At 68.5% G+C, this 23,548-nt stretch carries 19 protein-coding genes; 9 read left to right on the top strand and 10 right to left on the bottom strand.

Annotation, left to right across the window (positions count from 1 at the left end; genetic code table 11):
- Positions 1–12: 12 nt before the first annotated feature.
- Positions 13–1,131 carry a tyrosine-type recombinase/integrase gene (locus tag IG78_RS0113600; protein ID WP_030562683.1) on the top strand — a complete coding sequence of 373 codons (1,119 nt, stop codon included), beginning with the start codon at positions 13–15 and terminating at the stop codon, positions 1,129–1,131.
- A 125-nt stretch (positions 1,132–1,256) separates the two neighbouring features.
- Here IG78_RS0113600 and IG78_RS0113605 read toward each other — a convergent pair whose 3' ends face one another.
- The 5 genes from IG78_RS0113605 to ychF all read right to left on the bottom strand — a co-directional run bounded on the left by IG78_RS0113605 (position 1,257) and on the right by ychF (position 9,683).
- Positions 1,257–4,196 carry a type I restriction endonuclease subunit R gene (locus IG78_RS0113605; RefSeq protein WP_030562684.1) on the bottom strand — a complete coding sequence of 980 codons (2,940 nt, stop codon included), beginning with the start codon at positions 4,194–4,196 and terminating at the stop codon, positions 1,257–1,259.
- Entirely contained in the window at positions 4,193–5,374 is a 1,182-nt protein-coding gene (locus IG78_RS0113610; protein ID WP_051852605.1) for a restriction endonuclease subunit S, read from the bottom strand. The genes IG78_RS0113605 and IG78_RS0113610 overlap by 4 nt, the downstream gene beginning before the upstream one ends.
- A complete protein-coding gene (locus IG78_RS0113615) occupies positions 5,371–6,879 on the bottom strand; it encodes a type I restriction-modification system subunit M (RefSeq protein WP_030562688.1) in 1,509 nt (502 codons plus the stop codon). The genes IG78_RS0113610 and IG78_RS0113615 overlap by 4 nt, the downstream gene beginning before the upstream one ends.
- Entirely contained in the window at positions 6,876–8,405 is a 1,530-nt protein-coding gene (locus tag IG78_RS0113620; protein WP_225882081.1) for a type I restriction-modification system subunit M, read from the bottom strand. Before IG78_RS0113620 ends, IG78_RS0113615 begins: the two co-directional genes overlap by 4 nt.
- Before the next feature lie 189 nt (positions 8,406–8,594).
- Positions 8,595–9,683 carry a redox-regulated ATPase YchF gene (gene ychF, locus IG78_RS0113625; protein WP_030562691.1) on the bottom strand — a complete coding sequence of 363 codons (1,089 nt, stop codon included), beginning with the start codon at positions 9,681–9,683 and terminating at the stop codon, positions 8,595–8,597.
- Between the two features lie 425 nt (positions 9,684–10,108).
- On the opposite strand from ychF, the gene IG78_RS42075 reads away from it, so the two are divergent.
- The gene (locus IG78_RS42075) at positions 10,109–10,591 is read left to right on the top strand and encodes a DUF6542 domain-containing protein (protein WP_037685539.1); all 483 of its coding nucleotides are present in this window, start codon (positions 10,109–10,111) and stop codon (positions 10,589–10,591) included.
- Positions 10,592–11,139: 548 nt separating this feature from the next.
- Here IG78_RS42075 and ppgK read toward each other — a convergent pair.
- Positions 11,140–11,898, bottom strand: a complete 759-nt coding sequence (ppgK, locus tag IG78_RS0113635) for a polyphosphate--glucose phosphotransferase (protein WP_030562694.1) — start codon at positions 11,896–11,898, stop codon at positions 11,140–11,142.
- Between the two features lie 114 nt (positions 11,899–12,012).
- The gene (locus IG78_RS0113640; protein ID WP_078965129.1) at positions 12,013–12,999 is read right to left on the bottom strand and encodes a 4-hydroxy-3-methylbut-2-enyl diphosphate reductase; all 987 of its coding nucleotides are present in this window, start codon (positions 12,997–12,999) and stop codon (positions 12,013–12,015) included.
- A gap of 190 nt (positions 13,000–13,189) precedes the next feature.
- Between IG78_RS0113640 and IG78_RS0113645 the strand changes: the two genes are divergently transcribed.
- The 4 genes from IG78_RS0113645 to IG78_RS0113660 all read left to right on the top strand — a co-directional run bounded on the left by IG78_RS0113645 (position 13,190) and on the right by IG78_RS0113660 (position 16,853).
- Complete coding sequence (locus IG78_RS0113645) at positions 13,190–14,545, top strand: APC family permease (RefSeq protein WP_030562696.1); 1,356 nt, start codon at positions 13,190–13,192, stop codon at positions 14,543–14,545.
- Positions 14,546–14,606: 61 nt separating this feature from the next.
- Positions 14,607–15,821 (top strand): exodeoxyribonuclease VII large subunit, encoded by a 1,215-nt coding sequence (gene xseA, locus IG78_RS0113650; protein WP_030562697.1) that lies wholly within the window; start codon positions 14,607–14,609, stop codon positions 15,819–15,821.
- A gap of 9 nt (positions 15,822–15,830) precedes the next feature.
- A complete protein-coding gene (locus tag IG78_RS0113655; protein WP_030562698.1) occupies positions 15,831–16,094 on the top strand; it encodes an exodeoxyribonuclease VII small subunit in 264 nt (87 codons plus the stop codon).
- A gap of 168 nt (positions 16,095–16,262) precedes the next feature.
- Positions 16,263–16,853, top strand: coding sequence for a malonic semialdehyde reductase (locus IG78_RS0113660; RefSeq protein ID WP_030562699.1), 591 nt, complete (start codon positions 16,263–16,265; stop codon positions 16,851–16,853).
- 101 nt (positions 16,854–16,954) lie between these two features.
- Here the strand turns inward: IG78_RS0113660 and IG78_RS0113665 are convergent, their stop codons facing one another.
- Positions 16,955–17,497, bottom strand: a complete 543-nt coding sequence (locus tag IG78_RS0113665; protein ID WP_030562700.1) for a DUF4245 domain-containing protein — start codon at positions 17,495–17,497, stop codon at positions 16,955–16,957.
- Between the two features lie 204 nt (positions 17,498–17,701).
- Between IG78_RS0113665 and glpX the strand changes: the two genes are divergently transcribed.
- A complete protein-coding gene (gene glpX, locus IG78_RS0113670) occupies positions 17,702–18,736 on the top strand; it encodes a class II fructose-bisphosphatase (RefSeq protein ID WP_030562701.1) in 1,035 nt (344 codons plus the stop codon).
- A gap of 107 nt (positions 18,737–18,843) precedes the next feature.
- On the opposite strand, the gene IG78_RS0113675 is transcribed toward glpX, so the two are convergent.
- Together IG78_RS0113675 and IG78_RS0113680 are read right to left on the bottom strand one after the other, a co-directional pair.
- A complete protein-coding gene (locus tag IG78_RS0113675) occupies positions 18,844–19,230 on the bottom strand; it encodes a WhiB family transcriptional regulator (RefSeq protein ID WP_030562702.1) in 387 nt (128 codons plus the stop codon).
- A gap of 170 nt (positions 19,231–19,400) precedes the next feature.
- On the bottom strand, positions 19,401–20,081 hold the full coding sequence (locus IG78_RS0113680) for a DUF1707 domain-containing protein (RefSeq protein WP_030562703.1): 681 nt from the start codon (positions 20,079–20,081) through the stop codon (positions 19,401–19,403).
- 159 nt (positions 20,082–20,240) lie between these two features.
- Here IG78_RS0113680 and IG78_RS0113685 point away from each other — a divergent pair, with 159 nt between their 5' ends.
- On the top strand, positions 20,241–21,929 hold the full coding sequence (locus IG78_RS0113685) for a fumarate hydratase (protein ID WP_078965130.1): 1,689 nt from the start codon (positions 20,241–20,243) through the stop codon (positions 21,927–21,929).
- 145 nt (positions 21,930–22,074) lie between these two features.
- The gene (locus IG78_RS0113690; protein ID WP_030562705.1) at positions 22,075–23,478 is read left to right on the top strand and encodes a class II fumarate hydratase; all 1,404 of its coding nucleotides are present in this window, start codon (positions 22,075–22,077) and stop codon (positions 23,476–23,478) included.
- Positions 23,479–23,548 lie beyond the last annotated feature (70 nt).

Genomic DNA, 23,548 nt, shown 5'->3' on the forward strand with positions numbered 1-23,548 from the left:
AGGAGAGGCCACTTGGCCAACATCCAGAAGCGCTCCAACGGCAAATGGCGTGCCCGCTACCGCGATCTCGACGGCAAGGAGCACGCCCGCCATTTCGACCGCAAGATCGACGCCCAACGGTGGATCGACGAGGTCACGGCCAGCCTGGTCACCGGTCAGTACGTCGACCCGCGATCGGCGAAGAAGCCCTTCAAGGAGTACGCGGAGGAATGGCGGGCCATCCAACCGCACCGGCCTTCCACGGCCAAGGCGGTGGCCCAGCACCTGCGCTGCTACGTCTACCCGGCCTGGGAGAAGCGGCCACTCGGCGCCATCAAGCCTGGCGACGTACAGAGCTGGGTCACCGGCCTGACCACCACGCACGGGCTGGCCGCCAGCACCTCACGAACCGTCTTCAACACGGTCAACGCCGTCTTCCGGGCGGCTGTCCGTGACCGGATGATCCCCCACAACCCGTGCCAGGAGGCGAAGCTGCCCTCGGTGCCACGGAAGAAGATCGTGCCCCTGGCCGTCGAGCAGGTACGGACTCTGTCCGAGGAGATACCCGCCCGGTACAAGGGCCTCGTGCTGCTCGGCGCAGCCACCGGGCTCCGCCCCGGAGAGCTCTTCGGTCTCCAGCTCCGGCACGTGGACCTGCTGCACGCGACCGTCTCGGTCGAGCAGCAGATCCAGCAGACCGCCAAGCACGGCGTGTACGTCTGCCCGCCCAAGACCGCTCGCTCGCACCGCACGGTCCCGCTCCCCCGCATGGCGGTGGATGCGATGAAGGCCCACCTGCGGGACTTTCCCGCCGATGGGCCCGAGGGCTGGATCTTCACGGCGCCGCAGGGCGGACCCGTGGTCTACACGCACTTCATGGACGCGTCCTGGCGGCCCGCCTGCGCGAAGGCCGGCATACCGAAGGGCACCGGACCCCACGCCCTCCGGCACCATTACGCCAGCCTGCTGATCAAGCACGGCGAGTCCGTGAAGACGGTCTCCGAGCGTCTCGGCCACACCAACGCGGCCATGACGCTGAACATCTACACCCACCTGTGGCCCGACTCCGAGGAGCGGACCCGGGCCGCCGTCGACAAGGCGTACGCGGACTGCCCTGCGGACGGCGAGACGCTTGTCACTGAAGCGGCATAGCGGCTACCCCCCGGCTGGCCGAAGCCAGCGCGCTGCCGACTCAGTGCGGACGGTGAAGGCCACCCGACCTGCTCCGCTGCAGATTCCCCGCAGCGGAGCCTGAGACTCCCAAGACTTCGGCGACTCTAGTAGTACTCCCGGATGTATCCCAGCGCCTTCCCGAAAACATCCTGGTCGCGGATCTTGAACTTGATGTAAAGCGCCTTGCGTAGTGCCTGCTGGACAAGGCGATCGCCTTCATTGGTGCCCTGCCAGCCGTCAAAGCGGACGGTACGGACAACGGAGTCGACCTCATCGACAACCTTCTCGGCGATGATCGGGGTCTCCTCGCCCCTGAGCGACTCGAAGAGCTCTGTCAAGGCAGCCTTTCCGCGCTCCTCGCGGGGCACCTCAGCGGCGGCCTTCTCCGCTGCGACCGTGTCTCGCGCCAGCGCGAAGAGCTCCTTGAGGAACTCCAACGATACCTGCTGCGAGTGTGCGTACTTCTCCCGCAGGGCATTCAACCGCTGGCCAAGCTCAACGAAGGCCGGGTTGCCGACGTGCTTGGCAATGCGGGCAGTAATCCACTTCTCGACCTCGACGGGGTCGATGTCCTTGCGCTTGCCGGTCATCAGGTCCTCGATGACCTGAGCGTCGAGGACAATGGTCTCCAGGTCGGTGCGAGGGACCTCGACGGTGACATGCTCGTTTATTAGCTCGAGGGTTTTGGCGCCCAGCGTGTGCCAGACCAGCCGGCCGGTGACATCGGTGGGCTGCACGGACTGGTAGACATCGGTCAGCCAGCGGTAGTCCGACTCGTACTCGGACAGGACCGGGTCCGGGGAGAGGGTCTCCCACAGTTGGGCGACGACGCTGTACGCGGCTCCAAAGGCGTCGCGGGACTCGTCGGAGCCGATCGCGGTCTGTGCCTGGATCAGACCCTCATAGCCGCCGACGGTGCGGTCAACGCCCGGGAAGAAAGCCAGAGCAGCCTCGATCGCAGGGCCGAGCTGCTCGCGGAGGACAGCGATGTTGGAGATGACCTGCTGGACGGACTTGTCGTCGAACTCGAAGGCCTTGGCGACGTCATCGAAGATGCCGAGGTAGTCCACTATCAGGCCGTGGGTCTTCGCGGGCGGGTAGACCCGGTTGGTGCGGCAAATCGCCTGGAGCAGGGTGTGCTCACGCAGGGGCTTGTCGATGTACTGGGCGTAGAGGATCGGGGCGTCGAAGCCGGTGAGCAGCTTCGCGGTCACAATGATGATCTTCAGCGAGTCAGCCGGGTCATTGAAGCGGGCGGTGATCCGCTCCAGCTCCTCCCGGCCCGGGGTCCACTGTTTCCACGCCAGCTTGTCACCGCGACCGGCGGACATCACGATCGTGGACACATCCGGGCCAAGCAGGCCGTCAAGCTCTTTCTTGTACGCAACGCAGGTGGCCTTGTCGTAGACCACGACCTGCGCCTTGAAGCCTTGCGGCTCGACCTTCGTAGTGAAGTGCTCGGCAATGTCGGCAGCGATCTTGCGGACCCGGCCAGGGGCCTTAATCAACGCCTCCAGGGAGGCGGCCTTCTTCGACAGGGTGCTGCGGTCCTCCTCGGTGAGCCCGTGGCGGTCGGCGAGCTCGTCGAAGGCCGCTTTGATCGCCTCTTCGTCCAGGTGGATCTCGGAAAGGCGTGGCTCGAAGTGCAGGGGCAGAGTGGCGCCGTCACGGATGGAATCGGAAAAGGAGTAGCGCGAGAGATAGCCGTGCTTATCAGCCTCGGCGCCGAACCACATGAACGTGTTGCGGTCGCGCTTGTTGATCGGCGTACCAGTCAGCCCGAACAGGAAGGCATTGGGCAGCGCCTCGCGCATTTTGCGGCCATAATCGCCCTCTTGGGAACGGTGGGCCTCGTCGACCATCACGATGATGTTGTCGCGCGCATCCAGCACACCGGGCGCTTCGCCGAACTTGTGGATCGTGGTGATGATGATCTTCCGCGCTCCCGCGGCGAGGAGCTCCTGTAGCTCCCTGCGGGATTCAGTGGAGACCAGGTTCGGTACGTCGGAGGCGTTGAACGTCGCAGTGATCTGGGTGTCCAGGTCGATCCGGTCGACCACGATGATCACCGTCGGCGAGGTCAGCCCCGCCGTCGCGCGCAGCTTCTGCGCGGTGAACACCATCAGCAGCGATTTCCCCGACCCCTGGAAGTGCCAGATCAGCCCTTGCTTGATCCGCCCGTGCAGCACCCGCTCCACGATCAGGTTGGTCGCCTGGAGCTGCTGGAACCGTGCGATCACCTTGATCTTGCGGTGCTTCTTGTCGGTCGCGAATAGTGTGAAGAACCGCAGGAAGTCCAAGATCGCATCCGGATCCAGAACGCCCTCAACCGCCTCCTTGACCGTCGCGAGGCCCACTTTCACTGGCGTGTGGTCGTCATCAGACTCTTCCGCCCGCCACGGCCCCCACAGCTCCACCGGCATTCCGACCGACCCGTAGCGGAAGTCCTTGCCCTCGGTAGCGAAGTTGAGCACGTTCGGCACGAAGAACGCCGGTACGTTGACCTCGTAGTCCTCCTTGATCTGTGCGGCCGCGTCGATCCAGGAGTACGCCGGCCGCACCGGTGACTTCGCTTCCCCAACGACCAACGGAAAGCCGTTGCACCAGATCACCAAATCGAAGCGCCGCTCCAGCCGCCCGACCCCATAGGCCACCTCGGTGGAGACGACCCAGTCATTCGCGCTGCGCTCGCCGGGATGATCGAAGTCGATCAGCTTGACGGTCACATGCTCGCCATCGGGCCCGAACGGCATCGACTTCTGCCCTGTGAGCCATGCCGCAAACTCCGCGTTTGCCACCACCGGATTCGGCGTGCTGCGCGCGGAGATCAGGATCGCGCGCAGCTGGTAGATCACCTCATCGGCCAGACGCGGATCCGCCTTGATGGTCGGATTGAGGCGGAATAACGCCTCCCGCACCTGCTGCTCCAGCAACACCTCATCGGTGCGCCGCGGCAAATGACTCCCCGGCACGAATCGCGCGTCCACCGACTCCACCAGATCCCGGACGAAGTCGCGGACGGTGTTCGCCTCGTTGAAGATCACGCGGCACCTCCGAAGATCTCGGCAGACACGGCGCCTCGTGAGGTATTCAGTGCGAGGAGATCGGACTGCACCAACTCCGCTGCTTCATCGAATCGCGCAAGCCTGTCAAGGAACTCGTTCTGTTCCTCAGCGGTTGCCGTCGGGAACGCCAAGCGAGACAGCGACTGACGGTTGATCTTGACCATGCTGGTCGCACTCCCGGCGGCGTTTCTCCTCATGTGCCTGCGCCCGTGAGGGCTAGCGAGGACTGCCTCTACAAACGCGGGCTGAACGTCGTCAACGAGATGCAGACGCATCATCGTGTCCGGGAACGAGACGTCTGACCGATCCTCCGTGAAAATGCAGGGGCGGCCGACGGTCTCGACTGTGTTCGCTCGCGAGATCAACAGGTCTCCCTGATTGAGTCTGGCCGCCCTCACTTCGGGACTGTCCGGAACGTTCTTCAGTTGGCCGGCGCGGTAGCCAAACTGGCCTATGGCTGCCAGCGACAGCACATAGTGGCCTGTCGCCTCGTCGACAGGTGCAGCAGACCACCCGCTCTCGGGGGATCGCTCCCATACACGCTCGAACGGCACAGCTTCTCTGTCCACGAGGCTGCCAATCGAAGTACCTAGCCATGCGTACTTAACACTGAGGCCTGCTGCCATCGCGCTCACGATCGAACGCCTGTGCCCCTCGATGGTCCAGAGGAGGTCGGCGAGGCGCTGTTGTTCGTCAAGGGGTGGGAGGTCGAACTCGTAGTTCGCCAGCTCCGTCCAGTTGATGTACGGGTTGACCGAACCGCGGGAGTTGGCAACCGCGTACGAGTGGAATACCTCAGCACTGAGGACGAACGGCAAGAACCGCTGGAGCAGGACCGACTCATCACGGCTCTCCAGCACGAAGGTCTTTTCTCCAGTGATGCCCTCAAACTCTGGGACGGCCGTCTTACGCAGGTAGGAGCGCCGTGAGACGTAGAGGACGTGGCCAGGCTTGAACCGCTTATAAAACATGGGCCCGATCGGGTCGCGCCCGATGACGCCCCATTGGGTGACTGCGAGGTCGTTGCTAGGGATGTGCTCACCCGCGAGGAAGCGCTCGAGTCCAGACATCTCGGCATCGACGCGATCGGTGACGTGCCTTGCGACGTCGCCGAGGGCGACGCGCTTCCAGGCGGACTTGTCCAGGTTGAGGTTCACTGAGACACCTCCTCGCCGAGCATGGCCAGGACTTCCTCGACCGCCCGGTCGGATTCCGCTGCGGCCGCACGCCACTTCCTCAGTGCGACATCGAGCGACTCACCACCAGCGCTAGCTCTGCTGTCCGTCGCTGAGGTGACGTACGAGGAGATGGCCAGCGAGTGCCCGCGCTGGCGGACCTCATCAATGGTCACCACAGCTGCGAAGCCGTCAACGGGCTCGAAAGCCTGGTAGGCATCAAGGATCCTTGCCTGGTTTGCTGCGCGGAGGAATGACTGCGTCCGCTCGCGCGCAACCTCCTTGCTCGCGTCGATCAGCAGAATCCTGCCTCGCCTCTCGCGTGGCTTCTGCGTGCGCAGGATGACAACGGCTGCTGGCATTGGCGAGTTATAGAACAGCCCTTCGCCAAGCCCGAGCACGCACTCGACCATGTCTGATTCGACCAAGCCCTCCCGCACGACGACCTCATCGCGGCGAAACAGCACACCGTGCGGCAGGAGGATCGCAGCACGGCCGGTTCTCGGGTCTAGGCTCTTCGCGATGTGCTGCAGGAAAGCGTAGTCAGCCCGGTTTTGTGGCGGGACGCCCCACATGTTGCGGCCGTAGGGATCCTTGGTGAAGGCGGCCCGGTTCCAGGCCTTGATGGAGTAGGGCGGGTTGGCCAGGACGACGTTGAAGGTCTGCAGCTGGCCTTGGGTGTCGAGGAAGCCCGGCTTAGCGAGGGTGTCGCCATGGGTGATGTGACCGTCGGCGATGCCATGGAGGAAGAGGTTCATCTTCGCGATCGCCGAGGTGCCGTAGTTGAGCTCCTGGCCGTACAGGCGCAGGTTGCGCCACTCCTTGCTCTGGCGCTTGAGCTCGGCGACGGTGGAGATGAGCATGCCGCCGGTGCCACAGGTGGGGTCGTAAACCGACTCCCCCGGCTCGGGCTGGAGCATCATCGTCATCAGGTGCACCAGAGTGCGGTTGGTGTAGAACTCCTGGGCGGTGTGACCGGAGTCGTCAGCGAACTTTTTGATCAGGTACTCATAGCCTTGCCCGAGCTCGTCCTCGGGCAGGTTCGCAACCGACAGCTTCTTGATCGAGAAGTGCTCGATCAGGTCGGAGAGGGTCGAGTCGGGGAGCAGGTCCTTGTTGGTCCACTCGCCGTCTCCGAAGACGCCGGTGAGGGTATCGGGGTTGGCGGACTCGATGGCTCGCATCGCGGCCTTGAGCGCGGTGCCGACGTTGCTAGTGACCTTGCGTAGGTCGGCCCAGTGGGCGTCGGCAGGGATGGCGAAGCGGTGGTTCTCCGGAAGGTCGGCAAGCTCCTCGTCGCCGTACATCTCCAGGGCTGCAGCGTGCTCCTCGTCGTAGACGTCGGAGAGACGCTTGAGAAAGACCATCGGGAAGATGTACTGCTTGTAATCGCCAGCGTCGATCAGGCCGCGCAGCAGTACTGCGGCACCCCACAGGTAGGACTCCAGCTCCCGCTGGGTGATCCGTTTCGGACTCGTCGTGGTCATGCGCCCAGCCCCCACTTCGCCAGCTCGGTCTCCAGTGCTGCGCGGGTTTCGCGGCCCTTCGCGTGCGCGGTCTTCAGGTCGGCCAAGGCCTGCTCCAGGGTGATCTGCTCGCCGGTGTCTTCCGGCTCGACGTAGAGCGGGATGTTCAGGTTCCAGCCGTTGGCCTTGATGTCGTCCAGGGTCGCGACCGAGGCCAGGCCGGGTTGGTCGGCGTACCGCTGGTATGCCTTCAGGAGGGACTTGGCGTGGTCGGGCTCGAGGGTGTTCTGGTTGCGGCCGCGCTTGAAACGTCTTTCGCCGTTGACGAAGAGCACCTTGTCCTGCTGTTCTGCGGGGCGCTGGCGGCGCAGGATGAGCACGCAGGCGGCCAGGCCGGTGCCGTAGAACAAGTTGGGCGCCAGGCCGATGACAGCCTCCACGGAGCCAGCTTTGAGAACGTGCTCGCGGATGCGACCCTCGGCGCCCTGACGGAACAAGGCGCCCTGCGGGAGGACAACCGCGACCCTTCCTCCGGTGGGTGTGGCGGAGGTGAGCATGTGCTGGACCCAGGCCCAGTCGGCGTACCCCTTCGGCGGAACCCCTCCCAGCTCATTGCGGCCCCACGGATCGGAGGCCCACTGCTCGTGGCCCCAGTTCTTCAACGAGAACGGCGGGTTGGCGATCACGCAGTCGAACCTGGCCAGTCGGCCGTGGTCGAAGTAGGCCGGGTCGCGCAGTGTGTCGCCGCGCTCGATATGGAAGTCTTCCACGCCGTGCAGTAGTAGATTCATCCGGGCAATCGCTGAGGTGGTGAGCACCTTCTCCTGGCCGTACAGCTTGCCGAGCACAGTCTTCGGGTCACCGCCGCGGGCTTTGATGTGCTGGATGACCTCGATCAGCATGCCGCCGGTGCCGCAGGCCGGGTCGTAGACCGTCTCGCCCTCCTGGGGGTCGAGGATGTTGACCAGCAGCGCGACCACCTCGCGCGGGGTGTAGTACTCGCCGGCCTTTTTGTTGGACTGGTCGGCGAACCGCTTGATCAGGTACTCGTAGGCCTGCCCCAGCACGTCGGGGGCGGCCTGGGAGATCGAAAGAATCTTGGTCGAGAAGTGCTCGATCAGGTCGATCAGTTTGCTGTCCGGGAGCTTGTCCTTGTTAGTCCAGGTCGCGCCCCCGAAGATGCCGTACAGCGTGCCCTGGTTGGCTTGTTCGATCCCGCGGAAAGCGGTCTTGAGCGCCTCACCGACGCTCTCGGTACGCTCGCGCACATCTGCCCAGTGGCATCCATCGGGGATGGTGAACCGGTGGTTCTCCTCGAACGCCGCATACGTGTGGTCGCCACCAGACTCGTCCAGAGCGCGGGCGTACTCCTCGTCGTACACATCGCTGATCCGCTTGAAGAACATCAACGGGAAGATGTACGCCTTGAAGTCCGCCTGATCGATGCTGCCCCGCAGCAGATCAGCCGCCTTTGCCAGATACGACTCCAGCTCCCCCAGTGTCAACGGCATAGGGAGTTCCTGCTCCCCCGCGCCGACCGCACTCAACCCCACTCGATCACTACTCGTTTCCATACTCTGCCTGGTCAGCTCACCGTGCCGGCGACCACGTGTCGGAGCGTAACGGGATCCGCCAGGGCTGTACCGAATACGCGTCAAACGCTGCGGACTCTGTGCGGACCGCAAAGGCCGCCCAACCCACTCCGTCGCAGGTCAGACGGCCTTTCGCCGAACGTATTAGACGTTGAAGCGGAACTCCACCACATCCCCGTCCTGCATCACATACTCCTTGCCCTCCATACGAGCCTTCCCCGCCGCACGGGCCTCGGCGACCGAGCCCGTGGTGACGAGGTCGTCGAAGGAGATGACCTCGGCCTTGATGAAGCCCTTCTGGAAGTCGGTGTGGATGACACCGGCTGCCTCGGGGGCCGTGGCGGCCTTCTTGATGGTCCAGGCTCGGGATTCCTTGGGGCCTGCCGTGAGGTAGGTCTGCAGGCCGAGGGTGCGGAAGCCGACGTGGGCGAGGGTGGCGAGGCCGGGTTCCTCCTGGCCGACGGACTGGAGGAGTTCGAGGGCCTCGTCGTCGTCGAGCTCGGCGAGGTCCGCCTCCAGCTTCGCGTTGAGGAAGATCGCCTCGGCGGGGGCGACCAGGGCGCGCTGCTCCGCCTTGAAGTCGTCGTCCGTCAGCTCGTCCTCGTCGACATTGAAGACGTAGAGGAAGGGCTTGGTGGTCAACAGGTGCAGGTCGTGCAGGAGCTCCGAGCGCTCCGAGCCCTGGACGATGCCCTGGGAGAACAGCGTGTCGCCCTTCTCCAGGATCTCCTTGGCCTCTTCGACGGCCTTGACCTTCGGGGCGACGTCCTTCTTGATGCGCGACTCCTTCTGGAGGCGCGGCAGGACCTTCTCGATGGTCTGGAGGTCGGCGAGGATCAGCTCGGTGTTGATCGTCTCGATGTCGTCCTTGGGCGAGACCTTGCCGTCGACGTGGACGACGTTCTCGTCCTTGAAGGCCCGGATGACCTGGCAGATCGCGTCGGACTCGCGGATGTTCGCGAGGAACTTGTTGCCAAGGCCCTCACCCTCGCTGGCGCCGCGCACGATGCCCGCGATGTCGACGAAGTCGACCGTCGCGGGCAGCACCCGCGCCGAGCCGAAGATCTCGGCCAGCTTCGTCAGGCGCGGGTCGGGGACGCCGACCACGCCCACGTTCGGCTCGATCGTCGCGAACGGGTAGTTGGCCGCAAGGACGTCGTTCTTGGTCAGGGCGTTGAACAGGGTCGACTTGCCGACGTTGGGCAGACCGACGATTCCGATCGTGAGCGACACGTTGCGACTTCCCGTACGTGAGGGGCTGGTGACTGCCGGGTGGGCGGCCGGATGGCGGAGGGTGCTGCGCACCGCCCTGTTCGTCCGAGCGGTCCAGGCGATCCACCAGTCTACGGCGTGTCGCGCGCCGCCCCCGCCCCGCCGTCGGCCCCGTACCGTACCGCCGCTCTGTCGAACGCTCGGCCAAGCTCAGCCAAAACGCGTGTCCCAATCCGGATTATCGGTACGGCCGGACCTAGGTTGGTCCGGTGGAGCAACACAGGACTCGTCCGCCGGGCGCCAGGCCGCGCCGGAACGCGCCGCTGCCCGGACAAGGCAGCCCCATGGAGCCCCCCGTCCCCTCGACCCCGCCGCGCCCCCGCGGGCCCGCGTCACCGCTCGCCCGCGCCCTGCGCAGAAGCCCGCTGTACCGCAGGATCAGCCGCATGCCGCTGTACCGGGCACTGCGCCGGATGCCGAACCCGCGCCTCACCGGGCTCGGCAGCGGTCTCTTCGCCGCCGCCGTGATGTTCCTGCTCGCGTGCCTGCTCCGGCTGCTCTTCGACGGCTCGCTCGTCGCGTACGGCGTGCTCTTCCTGCCCGTGAGCGCCCTCACCGCCCTGTGGGTGCGGCCCGCCGACCTGGTGAGCGCGCCCGTCGCGGTGCCGATCGCGTTCGCGGCCGGGATCCTGCCGATCTGCGGCGGCTCCGACGGCTTCGGCGGGCAGGTCATAGGGCTGCTCACCGCGCTCGCGATGCACGCGGGCTGGCTGTACGGCGGGACGCTGGTCGCCGGTGTCATCGCGAGCACCCGCAAGATCAAGCTGATGACGCGCCGGCGGCAGCAGCGGCTGCGGCAGCAACAGCAGCGGCACGGGCAGGGCCCGGGGCAGATGCGGCCCCCACAGCGACGCGTGCCCACTTCCTGAGGCACCGGCAGGCACACCTCCGAAGCGGCGCGGCCCGCCTCCCGGGCCGCCGCACGCGCCCCCTCCGCAGCGGCGCGTGCCCACCCACTCAGGCACCGGCACGCACGCCTCCCCCAGCGGCGCGTGCCGCCCTCCTCAGGCACCGGCAGGCCCGCCCCCGCAGCGGCGCGGCCCGCCTCCCCGGGCCGCCGCACGCGCCCCCTCCGCAGCGGCGCGTGCCCACCCACCTCAGGCACCGGCACGCACGCCTCCCCCCAGCAGCGCGTACCGCCCTCCTCAGGCACCGGCAGGCCCGCCCCCGCAGCGGCGCGACCCGCCTACCCGGGCTGCCGCGCGCCCCCCTCCGCAGCGGCGCGTGCCCACCCACTTCAGGCACCGGCACGCACGCCTCCCCCCAGCGGCGCGTACCGCCCTCCTCAGGCACCGGAGGGCACGCCCCCGCAGCGGCGCCGCGGCCCGCCTCCCCGGGCTGCCGCGCGTGCCCGCCCCCTCAGGCAGCGGCACGCCGCCCCGGCCCGCCACCGGAGGGGTCGGAGAAAGCGCCGCCGTCAGGCGTCGGCGCCCCGCGCCTCCGCCCGCGCAGCCATCGCCGCGCCCACGATCCCCGCGTTGTTCTGCAGCTCGGCCGGGACGATGTCGGCCTCGATGTCCTTGATCAGGGGCAGGAACTTGTGGGCCTTGCGGCTGACGCCGCCGCCGATGACGAACAGCTCGGGCGAGAACAGCATCTCCACGTGCGCCAGATACTTCTGCAGGCGACCCGCCCAGTGCTCCCAGCTCAAGTCCTCGTCCTCGCGGGCCTTGGAGGAGGCGCGCTTCTCGGCGTCGTGGCCGTGCAGCTCCAGATGGCCCAGCTCGGTGTTCGGTACGAGGCGGCCGCCGGTGAACAGGGCGCTGCCGATACCCGTGCCCAGGGTCAGGACGATGACCGTGCCGGTGCGGCCGCGGCCCGCGCCGAAGTGCATCTCGGCGACGCCCGCCGCGTCCGCGTCGTTCAGGACGGTCACCGGCGCGCCCCCGATGCGCTCGGAGACCAGGCGCCTGATGTCCGTACCGATCCAGCTCTTGTCGACGTTCGCCGCCGTGCGCGCCGTGCCGTGCGTGATCACGCCCGGGAAGGTCACGCCGACGGGGCCGGTCCACTCGAAGTGCTCGACGACCTCGCGCACGCAGTCGACCACGCCGTGGGGCGTGGCCGGATGCGGTGTCAGCACCTTGTGCCGCTCCTGCGCCAGGTCGCCGCGCTCCAGGTCCACGGGCGCGCCCTTGATCCCTGATCCGCCGATGTCCACACCGAAGATCTGCATGGATCCCACGTTACGGTGCCAGGCGCCCCGGGGTGCGAAGCGCCCGACGGTACGCGGCTCCTGGCGGTACGAAGCTGCTGGCGGTACGAAGCTGCCGGCGGTACGAAGCGCCCGCTACTGCCCCGCGGACAGCTCCGCGGCCTCCGCGCGCAGGTCCCTGCGCAGCTCCTTGGGCAGCGAGAACGTGATCGACTCGTCGGCCGTCTTCACCGTCTCCACGTCCGCGTACCCGCGCTCGGCCAGCCACTCGATGACGCCGTCCACCAGGATGTCGGGGACGGAGGCGCCCGAGGTCAGGCCGACGGTGGTGACGCCCTCGAGCCAGGCCTCGTCGATCTCGTCGGCGTTGTCCACCAGGTACGAGGCGGGGGTGCCCGCCTCCAGGGCGACCTCGACCATGCGGATCGAGTTCGAGGAGTTCTTGGAGCCGACGACGATGACGAGCTCGGCGTCCTCCGCGAGCTTCTTGACCGCGATCTGACGGTTCTGCGTGGCGTAGCAGATGTCGTCGCTCGGCGGCGAGAGCAGATTCGGGAACTTGTTCTGCAGCGCCCCCACGGTCTCCATGGTCTCGTCCACGGAGAGCGTGGTCTGGGAGAGCCAGACGACCTTGTCGGGGTCGCGTACCTCGACGTTCACGACGTCGTCGGGGCCGTCGACCAGTGTGATGTGGTCGGGGGCCTCACCGGAGGTGCCGATGACCTCCTCGTGCCCCTCGTGGCCGATCAGGAGGATGTCGAAGTCCTCCTTGGCGAACCGCACCGCTTCCTTGTGGACCTTGGTCACCAACGGGCAGGTCGCGTCGATCGTGGCGAGCTTGCGCTCGGCGGCCTCGGCGTGGACGGTCGGGGCGACGCCGTGCGCCGAGAACATCACGATGGAGCCCTCGGGCACCTCCTCGACCTGGTCGACGAAGATGGCGCCCTTTTTCTCCAGGGTCTGTACGACGTACTTGTTGTGGACGATCTCGTGGCGGACGTAGATCGGGGACCCGTACTGCTCCAGGGCCTTCTCGACGGCGATCACGGCACGGTCCACGCCCGCGCAGTAGCCACGGGGAGCGGCGAGCAGGACACGGCGGGTGCCAGGCGTTGCAGTCATACCGACCATCGTAAGGCCGCGTACGACAGGTCAAAGATCGCCCGAGTGGGGAGACTGGGAGCCAGTTCGCGACCAGCGGAGGCACCCCGGAGGCTCGATGTCCCCCCACTCGACGAATGCGCCCCTCCCGCCCGACGGGGAGGTACCCCCTGCCGGGACCGGTACAGCCGGTACAGCCGGTACAGCCGGTATGGCCAGTAAGGACGGTGCGGCCGGTAAGGACGGCCTCAGGCGGAGTCTCGGGTTCCGGGATCTCGTCGTCTACGGCCTCCTCTTCATCGCCCCGATGGCGCCCGTCGGCGTCTTCGGGACGCTCGACGCCAAGTCGCACGGCGCGGTGGCGCTGGTCTACGTCATCGCGACGATCGCCATGGCGTTCACCGCCTTCAGCTACGCGCAGATGGTCAAGGTGGTCCCCCAGGCGGGCTCGGTGTTCGCCTACGCGCGCGTGGGTCTCGGGAACGGGCCCGGTTTCGTCGCGGGCTGGATGGCGATGCTGGACTATCTGCTCATCCCGGCCGTCGCCTATCTGTTCTCCGGGATCGCCATGCACGAGCTGGTGCCGTCGGTGTCCCGGTGGGTGTGGACGGCGATCGCGGTGGCCCTGACGACGGCCCTGAATCTGTGGGGGGTGCGGCCCGCCGCGCGGGTGGGGTTCGCGGTGCTCGCCCTGGAGATCGTGGTGCTGCTGGTGTTCGTGGTGGCGGCGATCGTGGTGCTCGCGCGGGACGGGGCCGAGCGGGGCTGGCTCTCGCCCCTGACGGGTGACGGCACGCAGGGTGCGTTCGCCCTGTCGGCGGTGGTCGGTGCCGTGTCGGTGGCGGTCCTCTCGTATCTCGGCTTCGACGCGATCGCCTCGTTCGCCGAGGAGGTGACGGGGGGCTCGGCGAAGGTGGCGCGGGCGGTGCTGTTCTGTCTGGTCCTCACGGGTGTGCTGTTCGTGGCGCAGACGTATCTGGTGGCCCTGCTGACGCCGGTGTCGTCCGCGGATCTCGCCGCCGACCCGGGCAAGCAGGGGTCCGCCTTCTACTCGGCGGTGGACGCGTCCGTAGGGGACTGGCTGCACGACCTGGTGGCGGTCAGCAAGGCGATCGGCGCGGCGTTCGCGGCGCTGGCCGGGCAGGCGGCCGCGGGGCGGCTGCTGTTCGCGATGGGGCGGGACAGGCGGTTGCCGCGGGCCCTTTCGAAGACCGAGTCGGGTACGCCGCGGGTCGCGCTGTTGTTCGCGGCCGTCGTCACGCTGGTGGCGGCCGTGTGGGCGGCGCGGCGCGACGACGGGATGGACCATCTGGTGTCGGTCGTCGACATCGGGGCGCTGACCGCCTTCTTCCTGTTGCACGCGAGCGTGGTGGGGTGGTTCGCGGTACGGCGCCGGGGAGGCCCTGTGAGCTGGTGGCGGCACATCCTGGTGCCGGTGCTCGGGGCGGCGATCGTGGTGGCCGTGATCGTCGAGGCCTCAGGGTCCGCGCAGGTGGTGGGGGCTGTCTGGCTGGGGGTGGGGTTGGTGATCCTGGGGGTGCAGGGGGTTCGGCGGGGGGAGGCGTAGGCGCCGGTTGCTCGGCGGCCGGTGGCCGGGGGCTGTCGGTGGGGGCCGATACGCTCGCGGGATGGCTCTCAATACGTCCCCGGACGCTCCCCTCCCCGTCGGAGAGGTGTCCCGGCTCATCGGAGGCTGGATCGACCGGCTCGGTGCGGTCTGGGTCGAGGGACAGATCACGCAGTTGTCCCGCCGCCCGGGCGCCGGGGTCGTCTTCCTGACGCTGCGCGACCCGTCGCACGACATCTCCGTGAGCGTCACGTGCTACCGCCAGGTGTTCGACGCCGTCGCGGACGTCGTGTCCGAGGGCGCCCGCGTCGTCGTCCACGCGAAGCCCGAGTGGTACGCGCCGCGGGGCCAGCTCTCCCTGCGGGCCGCGCGGATAAAGCCGGTGGGCGTCGGCGAGCTGCTCGCCCGTCTTGAGCAGTTGAAGAAGTCCCTCGCCGCCGAGGGCCTGTTCGCGCCGGAGCGCAAGAAGCCGCTGCCGTTCCTGCCGCAGCTCGTCGGCCTGGTCTGCGGGCGCGCGTCGGCCGCGGAGCGGGACGTCCTGGAGAACGCCAGGCACCGCTGGCCGGCCGTCCGCTTCGAGGTGCGCAACGTCGCGGTGCAGGGCGTGCACGCCGTCCCGCAGGTGGTGCAGGCGGTGCAGGAGCTCGACGCGCTCGCCGAGGTCGACGTGATCGTCGTGGCGCGCGGCGGCGGCAGTGTGGAGGACCTGCTGCCGTTCTCGGACGAGCAGCTCGTGCGTACGGTGGCCTCGTGCCGTACGCCCGTGGTGTCCGCGATCGGGCACGAGCCGGACAACCCCCTTCTCGACCATGTCGCGGACGTGCGGGCGTCGACGCCGACGGACGCCGCGAAGCGGGTCGTGCCGGACGTCGGTGAGGAGTACGAACGCGTGGCGTTCCTGCGGGACCGCGCGCGCCGCAGCGTGACGGCGTTCCTGGACCGCGAGGAGCGCGGCCTCGCGCACGCCCTGGCCCGCCCCTGCATGGAGCACCCGCACCGCATGGTCGAGGAGCGCGAGGAGCAGGTCACGGCGTACGTGGACCGCGCGCGCCGTACCCTCGGCCACCTCCTGGACCGCGCGCAGTCGGAGCTGACGCACACGCACGCGCGCGTGGTGGCCCTCTCCCCCGCCGCCACGCTCCAGCGGGGATACGCGGTGCTCCAGAAGAAGGCGGACGGCGGCGCGGTGGTCCGGGCGGCGGACGAGGTGGCCTCCGGCGAGGAGCTGCGAGCGCGGGTCGCCGACGGTGAGTTCACGGTACGAGTCGACAATTAGGGTGGGCGCATGACCAGCGGTACGGACACGGAAGCCTCGGCGCTCGGGTACGAGCAGGCCCGGGACGAGCTCATCGATGTGGTGCGCCGCCTGGAGGCCGGGGGCACCACGCTCGAGGAGTCCCTGGCGCTCTGGGAGCGCGGCGAGGAGCTGGCCGCCGTGTGCCGCCGCTGGCTCGACGGCGCCCGCGCCCGCCTCGACGCGGCCCTGGCCGACGGTGAGGACGACACCCACACCGGCACCGGCACCGGCACCCAGGACGACGACGGCTGAACCGCCGCTCCCCCTGTGAAGCTGATCACCGCGCCCCAATTTTAGTTGAAGATTGAACCTCAGTGACGTACTGTCGATCTCACCGGCCGGCGCCTGTGGCCCGCACCCCCCACGTGCTCCCCGCGCCGCCGACCGGAGCCCTCAGCTACGTACCGAGAAGGTTGAAAGATGTCCCTCGTTCTTGACCCCGCCGCCCAGGACCTGCTCTTCCGCGAGGCCCGTACCGCCAACACCTTCACCGACGAGCCCGTCACCGACGAGCAGGTCCAGGCGATCTACGACCTGGTCAAGTACGGCCCGACGGCGTTCAACCAGTCCCCGCTCCGCGTGACCCTGGTGCGCTCCCCCGAGGCCCGCGAGCGCCTGGTGCGGCACATGGCCGAGGGCAACCGTCCGAAGACCGCCACGGCGCCGCTCGTCGCGATCCTCTCCGCGGACAACGAGTTCCACGAGGAGCTGCCGCAGCTCTTCCCGCACTTCCCGCAGGCCAAGGACGCGTTCTTCTCCGAGCGCACCGCCCGTGAGCAGGCCGCCGCGCTGAACGCCTCCCTGCAGGCCGCCTACTTCATCGTGGGCGTCCGCGCCGCGGGTCTGGCCGCGGGCCCGATGACCGGGTTCGACTTCGCCGGTGTGCAGAAGGAGTTCCTCGACGACGACCACACCCCGCTGATGGTCGTCAACATCGGCAAGCCGGGCGAGGACGCCTGGTTCCCGCGCTCCCCGCGCCTGGCCTTCGACGACGTCATCACGACCGTCTGAGCCACACCGGCACGCGCGTACGAAGAGGCCCCCGGCAACCGCCGGGGGCCTCTCGCGTCACCTGGTGTCCGAAGACGTCACGCGTTTGGTGTCCGAAGCCGTCACGCGTCCGTGCGGATCGGCGTCCGCTTCATCTCGAGGGACTCCGCCATCACCGTGAGCTGCCTGAACGACGCCGTGCCGAGCACCACCGTCGTCGCGCCCTTGTCCCGCAGGACGAGCGCGTCGTAGCGGTGGCCCTGGTAGCGCTGCCAGGTCTTGCCCGCGATCTTCTCCGTGCGGTCGGTCTTCTTGGCGCTCCGGGTGGCCGAGTCGATGAACTCGGAGGGCTTGGCCGTGGACTGCTTGATCGCCACGTACTCGCCCGCCGGGTCGAGGAAGCCCAGGTGCCAACTGTCGTGGTCCGCGCCGTTGTAGCGCACCGTCGTCGGCTTCCACGACTTCGGCAGGCCCTGGGGCGCCGCCACCGGGTAGGCCGCGGCCCGCCGGGCCGTGATGAGCTCGACGCGGTAGTCGACCCGCTTGACGGGTTCCTCGGAGTCGTCGTGCGGGATGAAGACGTAGATGACCGCTACGACGATGCCGATGACGGCCATCGAGAGCAGCATGTTCCGCACGGTCTGCTTGCCATTTCTGCCTGCCACGTCCCCCATCGTCGCAGGTCCCCGTGGCAGCCCCGGCTCCACCCCACCCCCGCTCAGGTGTAGGGCGCCCTGCTCATTCTTTCGACCTGCGGATAGAGTCAGGGACATCACCCTCATCCGGCCGCCCGCCCGTCTTGCACCGCCGCCCTTCCGAGGACGTCTACGGGCGCAGTCCTTTATCTCGTATCAGAAAGGTGCGCCTCGATGACCGAGCATCACTCCCTGCCGTCCGAACTCGAGGTCTCCCCGGAGGCCCCCGACCGCAACCTCGCCCTGGAGCTCGTCCGGGTCACGGAAGCCGCCGCCATGGCCGCGGGCCGCTGGGTCGGCCGAGGCGACAAGAACGGCGCGGACGGTGCCGCCGTCAGGGCCATGCGGACCCTCGTCCACACCGTGTCGATGAACGGCGTCGTCGTCATCGGGGAGGGCGAGAAGGACGAGGCGCCGATGCTCTTCAACGGCGAGCGCATCGGCGACGGCACCGGCGCCGAGGTCGACATCGCCGTAGACCCGATCGACGGCACCACGCTCACCGCCAAGGGCATGCCGAACGCGATCGCGGTGCTCGCCGCCACCGACCGCGGCGCCATGTTCGACCCGTCGGCCGTCTTCTACATGGACAAGCTGGTCACCGGCCCCGAGGCCGCCGACTACGTGGACATCAACGCCCCGGTTTCGGTGAACATCCGCCGCGTCGCCAAGGCCAAGAAGTCCGCCCCCGAGGACGTCACCGTCGTCATCCTGGACCGGCCGCGGCACGAGGGCATCGTCAAGGAGATCCGCGAGACCGGCGCGCGCATCAGGTTCATCTCGGACGGCGACGTGGCCGGTTCGATCATGGCCGTGCGCGAGGGCACCGGCGTCGACCTCCTGATGGGCATCGGCGGCACCCCCGAAGGCATCATCAGCGCCTGCGCCATCAAGTGCCTGGGCGGCGTCATCCAGGGCAAGCTGTGGCCCAAGGACGACGAGGAGCGGCAGCGCGCCCTCGACGCCGGTCACGACCTGGACCGCACCCTCACCACCGGCGACCTGGTCGGCGGCGACAACGTCTTCTTCGTCGCGACCGGCATCACCGACGGCGAGCTGCTGCGGGGCGTGCGCTACGGCGCGGAGAGCGCGTCGACGTCGTCCCTGGTGATGCGCTCCAAGTCGGGCACCATCCGGAAGATCGACTCCGACCACCGGCTCGCCAAGCTGCGCGCCTACAGCGCCATCGACTTCGACCGCGCCAAGTAGCCGGGCGGCGTACGGCCACGGGGGCGCGCGCTCCGTGCGGGGAGCGCCCCCCGTCGTCGTACGAAGAACATCCGAAGGACAGCGGTCCGGCGGCCGGGCGGCCGGTCTCAGCCCGCTGCTGCGATCGTGCCCGCCGTCGAACGGGTGGTCTTCTTCAGCTCCAGGTCGCGCCGGCGGCGGCGGGCCAGGACCACCCGGCGCTCGGCGGCGGTGAGGCCGCCCCAGACGCCGTACGGCTCGGGCTGGAGGAGGGCGTGCTCACGGCACTCCACGAGGACGGGACAGCGGGCGCACACGCGCTTGGCGGCCTCCTCGCGGGAGAGCCGCGCCGCCGTGGGCTCCTTGGAGGGGGCGAAGAACAGACCGGCCTCGTCCCGGCGGCACACGGCGTCGGAGTGCCATGGGTTGTCCTGGTCCCGCTCGCGCACTGGCACAGGTCCCCGCTGAGCCGGAACAGCGGCGACCTGCAGGGACTGATGCGTCGGTTGCAGCACGGTCTACTCCTGACGACGGCTTCGCGAGCGAGAGACGATGCACGAAGCTCTACCCGCTGTGTGCGGGCCTATGCACTGAGTTCCGACGTACGGAAGCTCCGGTTCCTGCTGAGCCCCGCTCGTGGCCGGATCGTGTCGTCGCGAAGGGCCGCGCACGCCGTCGCCGCCGCTCAGCCCTCCAGCCGTTTGCGCAGATATCCGCGCAGGTCACGGATGATTTTTCCGTATTTGGGGCGGGCTCTGACGTCCCCGCAGACGGCGAGGCCCTCGACGAAGACGACTGGCGCGTCCTTGTCCTCGGCGTCCAGCATGTCCACTTCGAAGGTGCCGAAGACGCCGGAGCCGCTGCCGCGCAGCGAGATGTTCTCCGGCACCCGGACGCGTACGTCGCCGAACAGCGCGAAGCCCTTGATCACGACCTGCCGGTGCTCGAAGACCGCCTCGCTGAGGTCGATCAGGACGTCACCGAAGAGGGCGTACGCGTGCGTGCGCCGCCCCACGCGCCAGCGGCCCCTGCGCACCGCGTCCCCGAAGACCCCGTACAGGGTCTCGTCGGCGGTGTCAGGGACGGCGCCTGGCGAGGGGCAGGAAGGGACCTTCTCGAACGCCGTTGCCGTGGCGTCCGCCTTCTCGCCGGGGTCCGGCAGGTCGGCGACGAAGGGTTCGAGATCGGCGAGGGTCTTGGCCTTGTAGACCCCGTCGAGGCGTTCGCTGTGTTCTTCCGGGTCGAGACGGCCCACGGCGAGCGCGTCGGCCAGGATGTCGGCGGTCCGGTCGCGGTCGGCATCGGAGGCCCGCAGCCGCCCGGACGACGACCGGGAAGGGGTCTGGGAACGCTTCTCTGGGTCCACGCCCCGCAGCGTACCCAAACGCGATAGATCGCGACTACCCCCGTTCGGGGCGCGCTTGGGACAACTGAGCCTTACCTCACAAGAAGCGCGCGACGGGAGCGCTCTACGCTGGTCGGGCGCCACCAATGGAGGTGGCGCCGCTGTCTGCCGAGTGAGGAATTGGGCGTCATGCCAGAGTTTGCGTACTCCGATCTGCTCCCGCTGGGAGAGGACACCACCCCGTACCGGCTGGTGACCTCCGAGGGTGTCTCCACCTTCGAGGCCGACGGGCGCACGTTCCTCAAGGTCGAGCCCGAGGCACTGCGCAAGCTCGCCGCCGAGGCGATCCACGACATCCAGCACTATCTGCGCCCGGCCCACCTGGCGCAGTTGCGGCGCATCGTGGACGACCCGGAGGCCTCCGGCAACGACAAGTTCGTCGCCCTCGACCTGCTGAAGAACGCGAATATCGCGGCGGCGGGCGTGCTCCCCATGTGCCAGGACACCGGCACGGCCATCGTCATGGGCAAGCGCGGCCAGAACGTGCTCACGCGGGGCGGCGACGAGGAAGCCCTGTCGCGCGGCATCTACGACGCGTACACGAAGCTGAACCTGCGCTACTCGCAGATGGCCCCGCTGACCATGTGGGAGGAGAAGAACACCGGCTCCAACCTCCCCGCCCAGATCGAGCTGTACGCGACCGACGGCGGCGCCTACAAGTTCCTCTTCATGGCCAAGGGCGGCGGCAGCGCCAACAAGTCGTTCCTCTACCAGGAGACCAAGGCGGTCCTGAACGAGGCCTCCATGATGAAGTTCCTGGAGGAGAAGATCCGCTCGCTCGGCACGGCCGCCTGCCCGCCGTACCACCTGGCGATCGTCGTCGGCGGCACCTCCGCCGAGTTCGCCCTGAAGACCGCGAAGTACGCCTCCGCGCACTACCTGGACGAGCTGCCCGCCGAGGGCTCGGCGACCGGGCACGGCTTCCGGGACAAGGAGCTTGAGGAGAAGGTCTTCGAGCTGACGCAGAAGATCGGCATCGGCGCCCAGTTCGGCGGCAAGTACTTCTGCCACGACGTGCGCGTGGTGCGCCTGCCCCGGCACGGCGCCTCGCTGCCCGTCGCCATCGCCGTGTCCTGCTCCGCCGACCGCCAGGCCACCGCGAAGATCACCGCGGAGGGCGTGTTCCTGGAGCAGTTGGAGACGGACCCGGCACGCTTCCTGCCGGACACGACGGACGCGCACCTGGCGGCCGATCAGGCCGCCGAGGACGCCGTGGTGCGCATCGATCTCAACCAGCCCATGGACGCCATCCTCGCCGAGCTCACCAAGCACCCCGTGAAGACCCGGCTCTCCCTCACGGGACCGCTGGTCGTCGCCCGCGACATCGCGCACGCCAAGATCAAGGAGCGCCTCGACGCGGGCGAGGACATGCCGCAGTACCTGAAGGACCACCCCGTGTACTACGCGGGCCCGGCCAAGACCCCCGAGGGCTACGCCTCCGGTTCCTTCGGCCCGACCACGGCCGGGCGCATGGACTCCTACGTGGAGCAGTTCCAGGCGGCGGGCGGCTCCAAGGTGATGCTGGCCAAGGGCAACCGCAGCAAGCAGGTCACCGACGCCTGCGCCGCGCACGGCGGCTTCTACCTGGGCTCGATCGGCGGTCCGGCCGCGCGGCTCGCCCAGGACTGCATCAAGAAGGTCGAGGTCGTCGAGTACGAGGAGCTCGGCATGGAGGCCGTATGGCGGATCGAGGTGGAGGACTTCCCGGCGTTCGTCGTCGTCGACGACAAGGGCAACGACTTCTTCCAGGCCCCGGCCGAGCCGCCGACCATCATGAACATCCCGGTACGGGCGCCCGGCCAGGCGTGACACCCGCCGCTCTCCACTGGCGCGCGGGGACCCTGGGAATACTCCGGGCAGGGCGGGGGCTCACCTCTCAGAGGCAGTCATGGGCCGGGCGACCGTTCCGTGGCTGCCTGTTGCGGGCACCACGGAACGGAAGGACAGTCGGAACATGAGCGGCGGCGCAGGCAGCGACGAGTACCGGACCGAGCACGACTCCATGGGCGAGGTCCGGGTCCCGGCCCACGCCAAGTGGCGGGCCCAGACCCAGCGGGCCGTCGAGAACTTCCCCATCTCCGGGCAGCGCATCGAGCGCGCCCACATCGCCGCGCTCGCCGAGATCAAGGCGGCCGCCGCGAAGGTCAACGCCGAGCTCGGCGTGCTCGACAAGGACATCGCCGAGGCCGTCGCCGGCGCGGCCCGCGAGGTGGCGGAAGGTCGCTGGGACGAGCACTTCCCGGTGGACGTCTTCCAGACGGGTTCCGGCACCTCGTCCAACATGAACAGCAACGAGGTCCTCGCCACCCTCGCCACCGAGCGGCTCGGCCGGGACGTCCACCCCAACGACCACGTCAACGCCTCGCAGTCGTCCAACGACGTCTTCCCCTCCTCCATCCACATCGCCGCCACGGCCGCGGTGACGGGCGATCTGATCCCCGCCCTTGAGCACCTGGCCGCCGCCCTCGAACGCAAGGCCGAGGAGTTCGCCGACGTCGTCAAGTCCGGGCGCACCCACCTGATGGACGCCACGCCCGTCACCCTCGGGCAGGAGTTCGGCGGGTACGCGGCGCAGGTGCGGCACGGCGTCGAGCGGCTGCGGTCCTCGCTGCCCCGGCTCGCCGAGCTTCCCCTCGGCGGCACGGCCGTCGGCACCGGCATCAACACCCCGCCCGGCTTCTCCGCCGCCGTCATCGCCGAGGTGGCCCGCGCGACCGGTCTGCCGCTCACCGAGGCCCGCGACCACTTCGAGGCACAGGGCGCGAGGGACGGCATCGTGGAGACCTCCGGGCAACTGCGCACCGTCGCCGTGAGCCTGACGAAGATCTCCAACGATCTGCGCTGGATGGCCTCCGGGCCGCGTACCGGGCTGGCCGAGATCAGCCTGCCCGACCTCCAGCCCGGGTCCTCGATCATGCCCGGCAAGGTCAACCCCGTGATTCCCGAGGCCGTCCTGATGGTGGCCGCGCAGGTCATGGGGAACGACGCGACCGTCGCGGTGGCGGGGGCCGCGGGCAACTTCGAGCTGAACGTGATGCTTCCCGTCATCGGGAAGAACGTCCTGGAGTCGGTGCGGCTGCTCGCCAACGCGTCCCGGCTCCTCGCCGACCGGACGGTCGACGGGATCGTCGCCCACCGCGAGCGGGCCCTGGAGTACGCCGAGTCGTCGCCCTCCGTCGTCACTCCGCTCAACAGGTACATCGGGTACGAGGAGGCGGCGAAGGTCGCCAAGCGGGCGGTTGCCGAGCGGCGGACCATTCGGGAGGTCGTTCTGGACGCGGGGTATGTGGACCGGGGGCATCTGACCCTGGCTCAGTTGGACGAGGCGCTGGATGTGCTGCGGATGACGCGGCCTTAGGCCCTCGCGGGGCGCCCCAGTCCCGCCCCTTCTCCGATCCTGGGGCTCCGCCCCAGACCCCGTATCGGCC

It is taken from the genome of Streptomyces aureocirculatus (assembly GCF_000720475.1).
GTDB classification, from domain to species: Bacteria; Actinomycetota; Actinomycetes; order Streptomycetales; family Streptomycetaceae; genus Streptomyces; species Streptomyces aureocirculatus.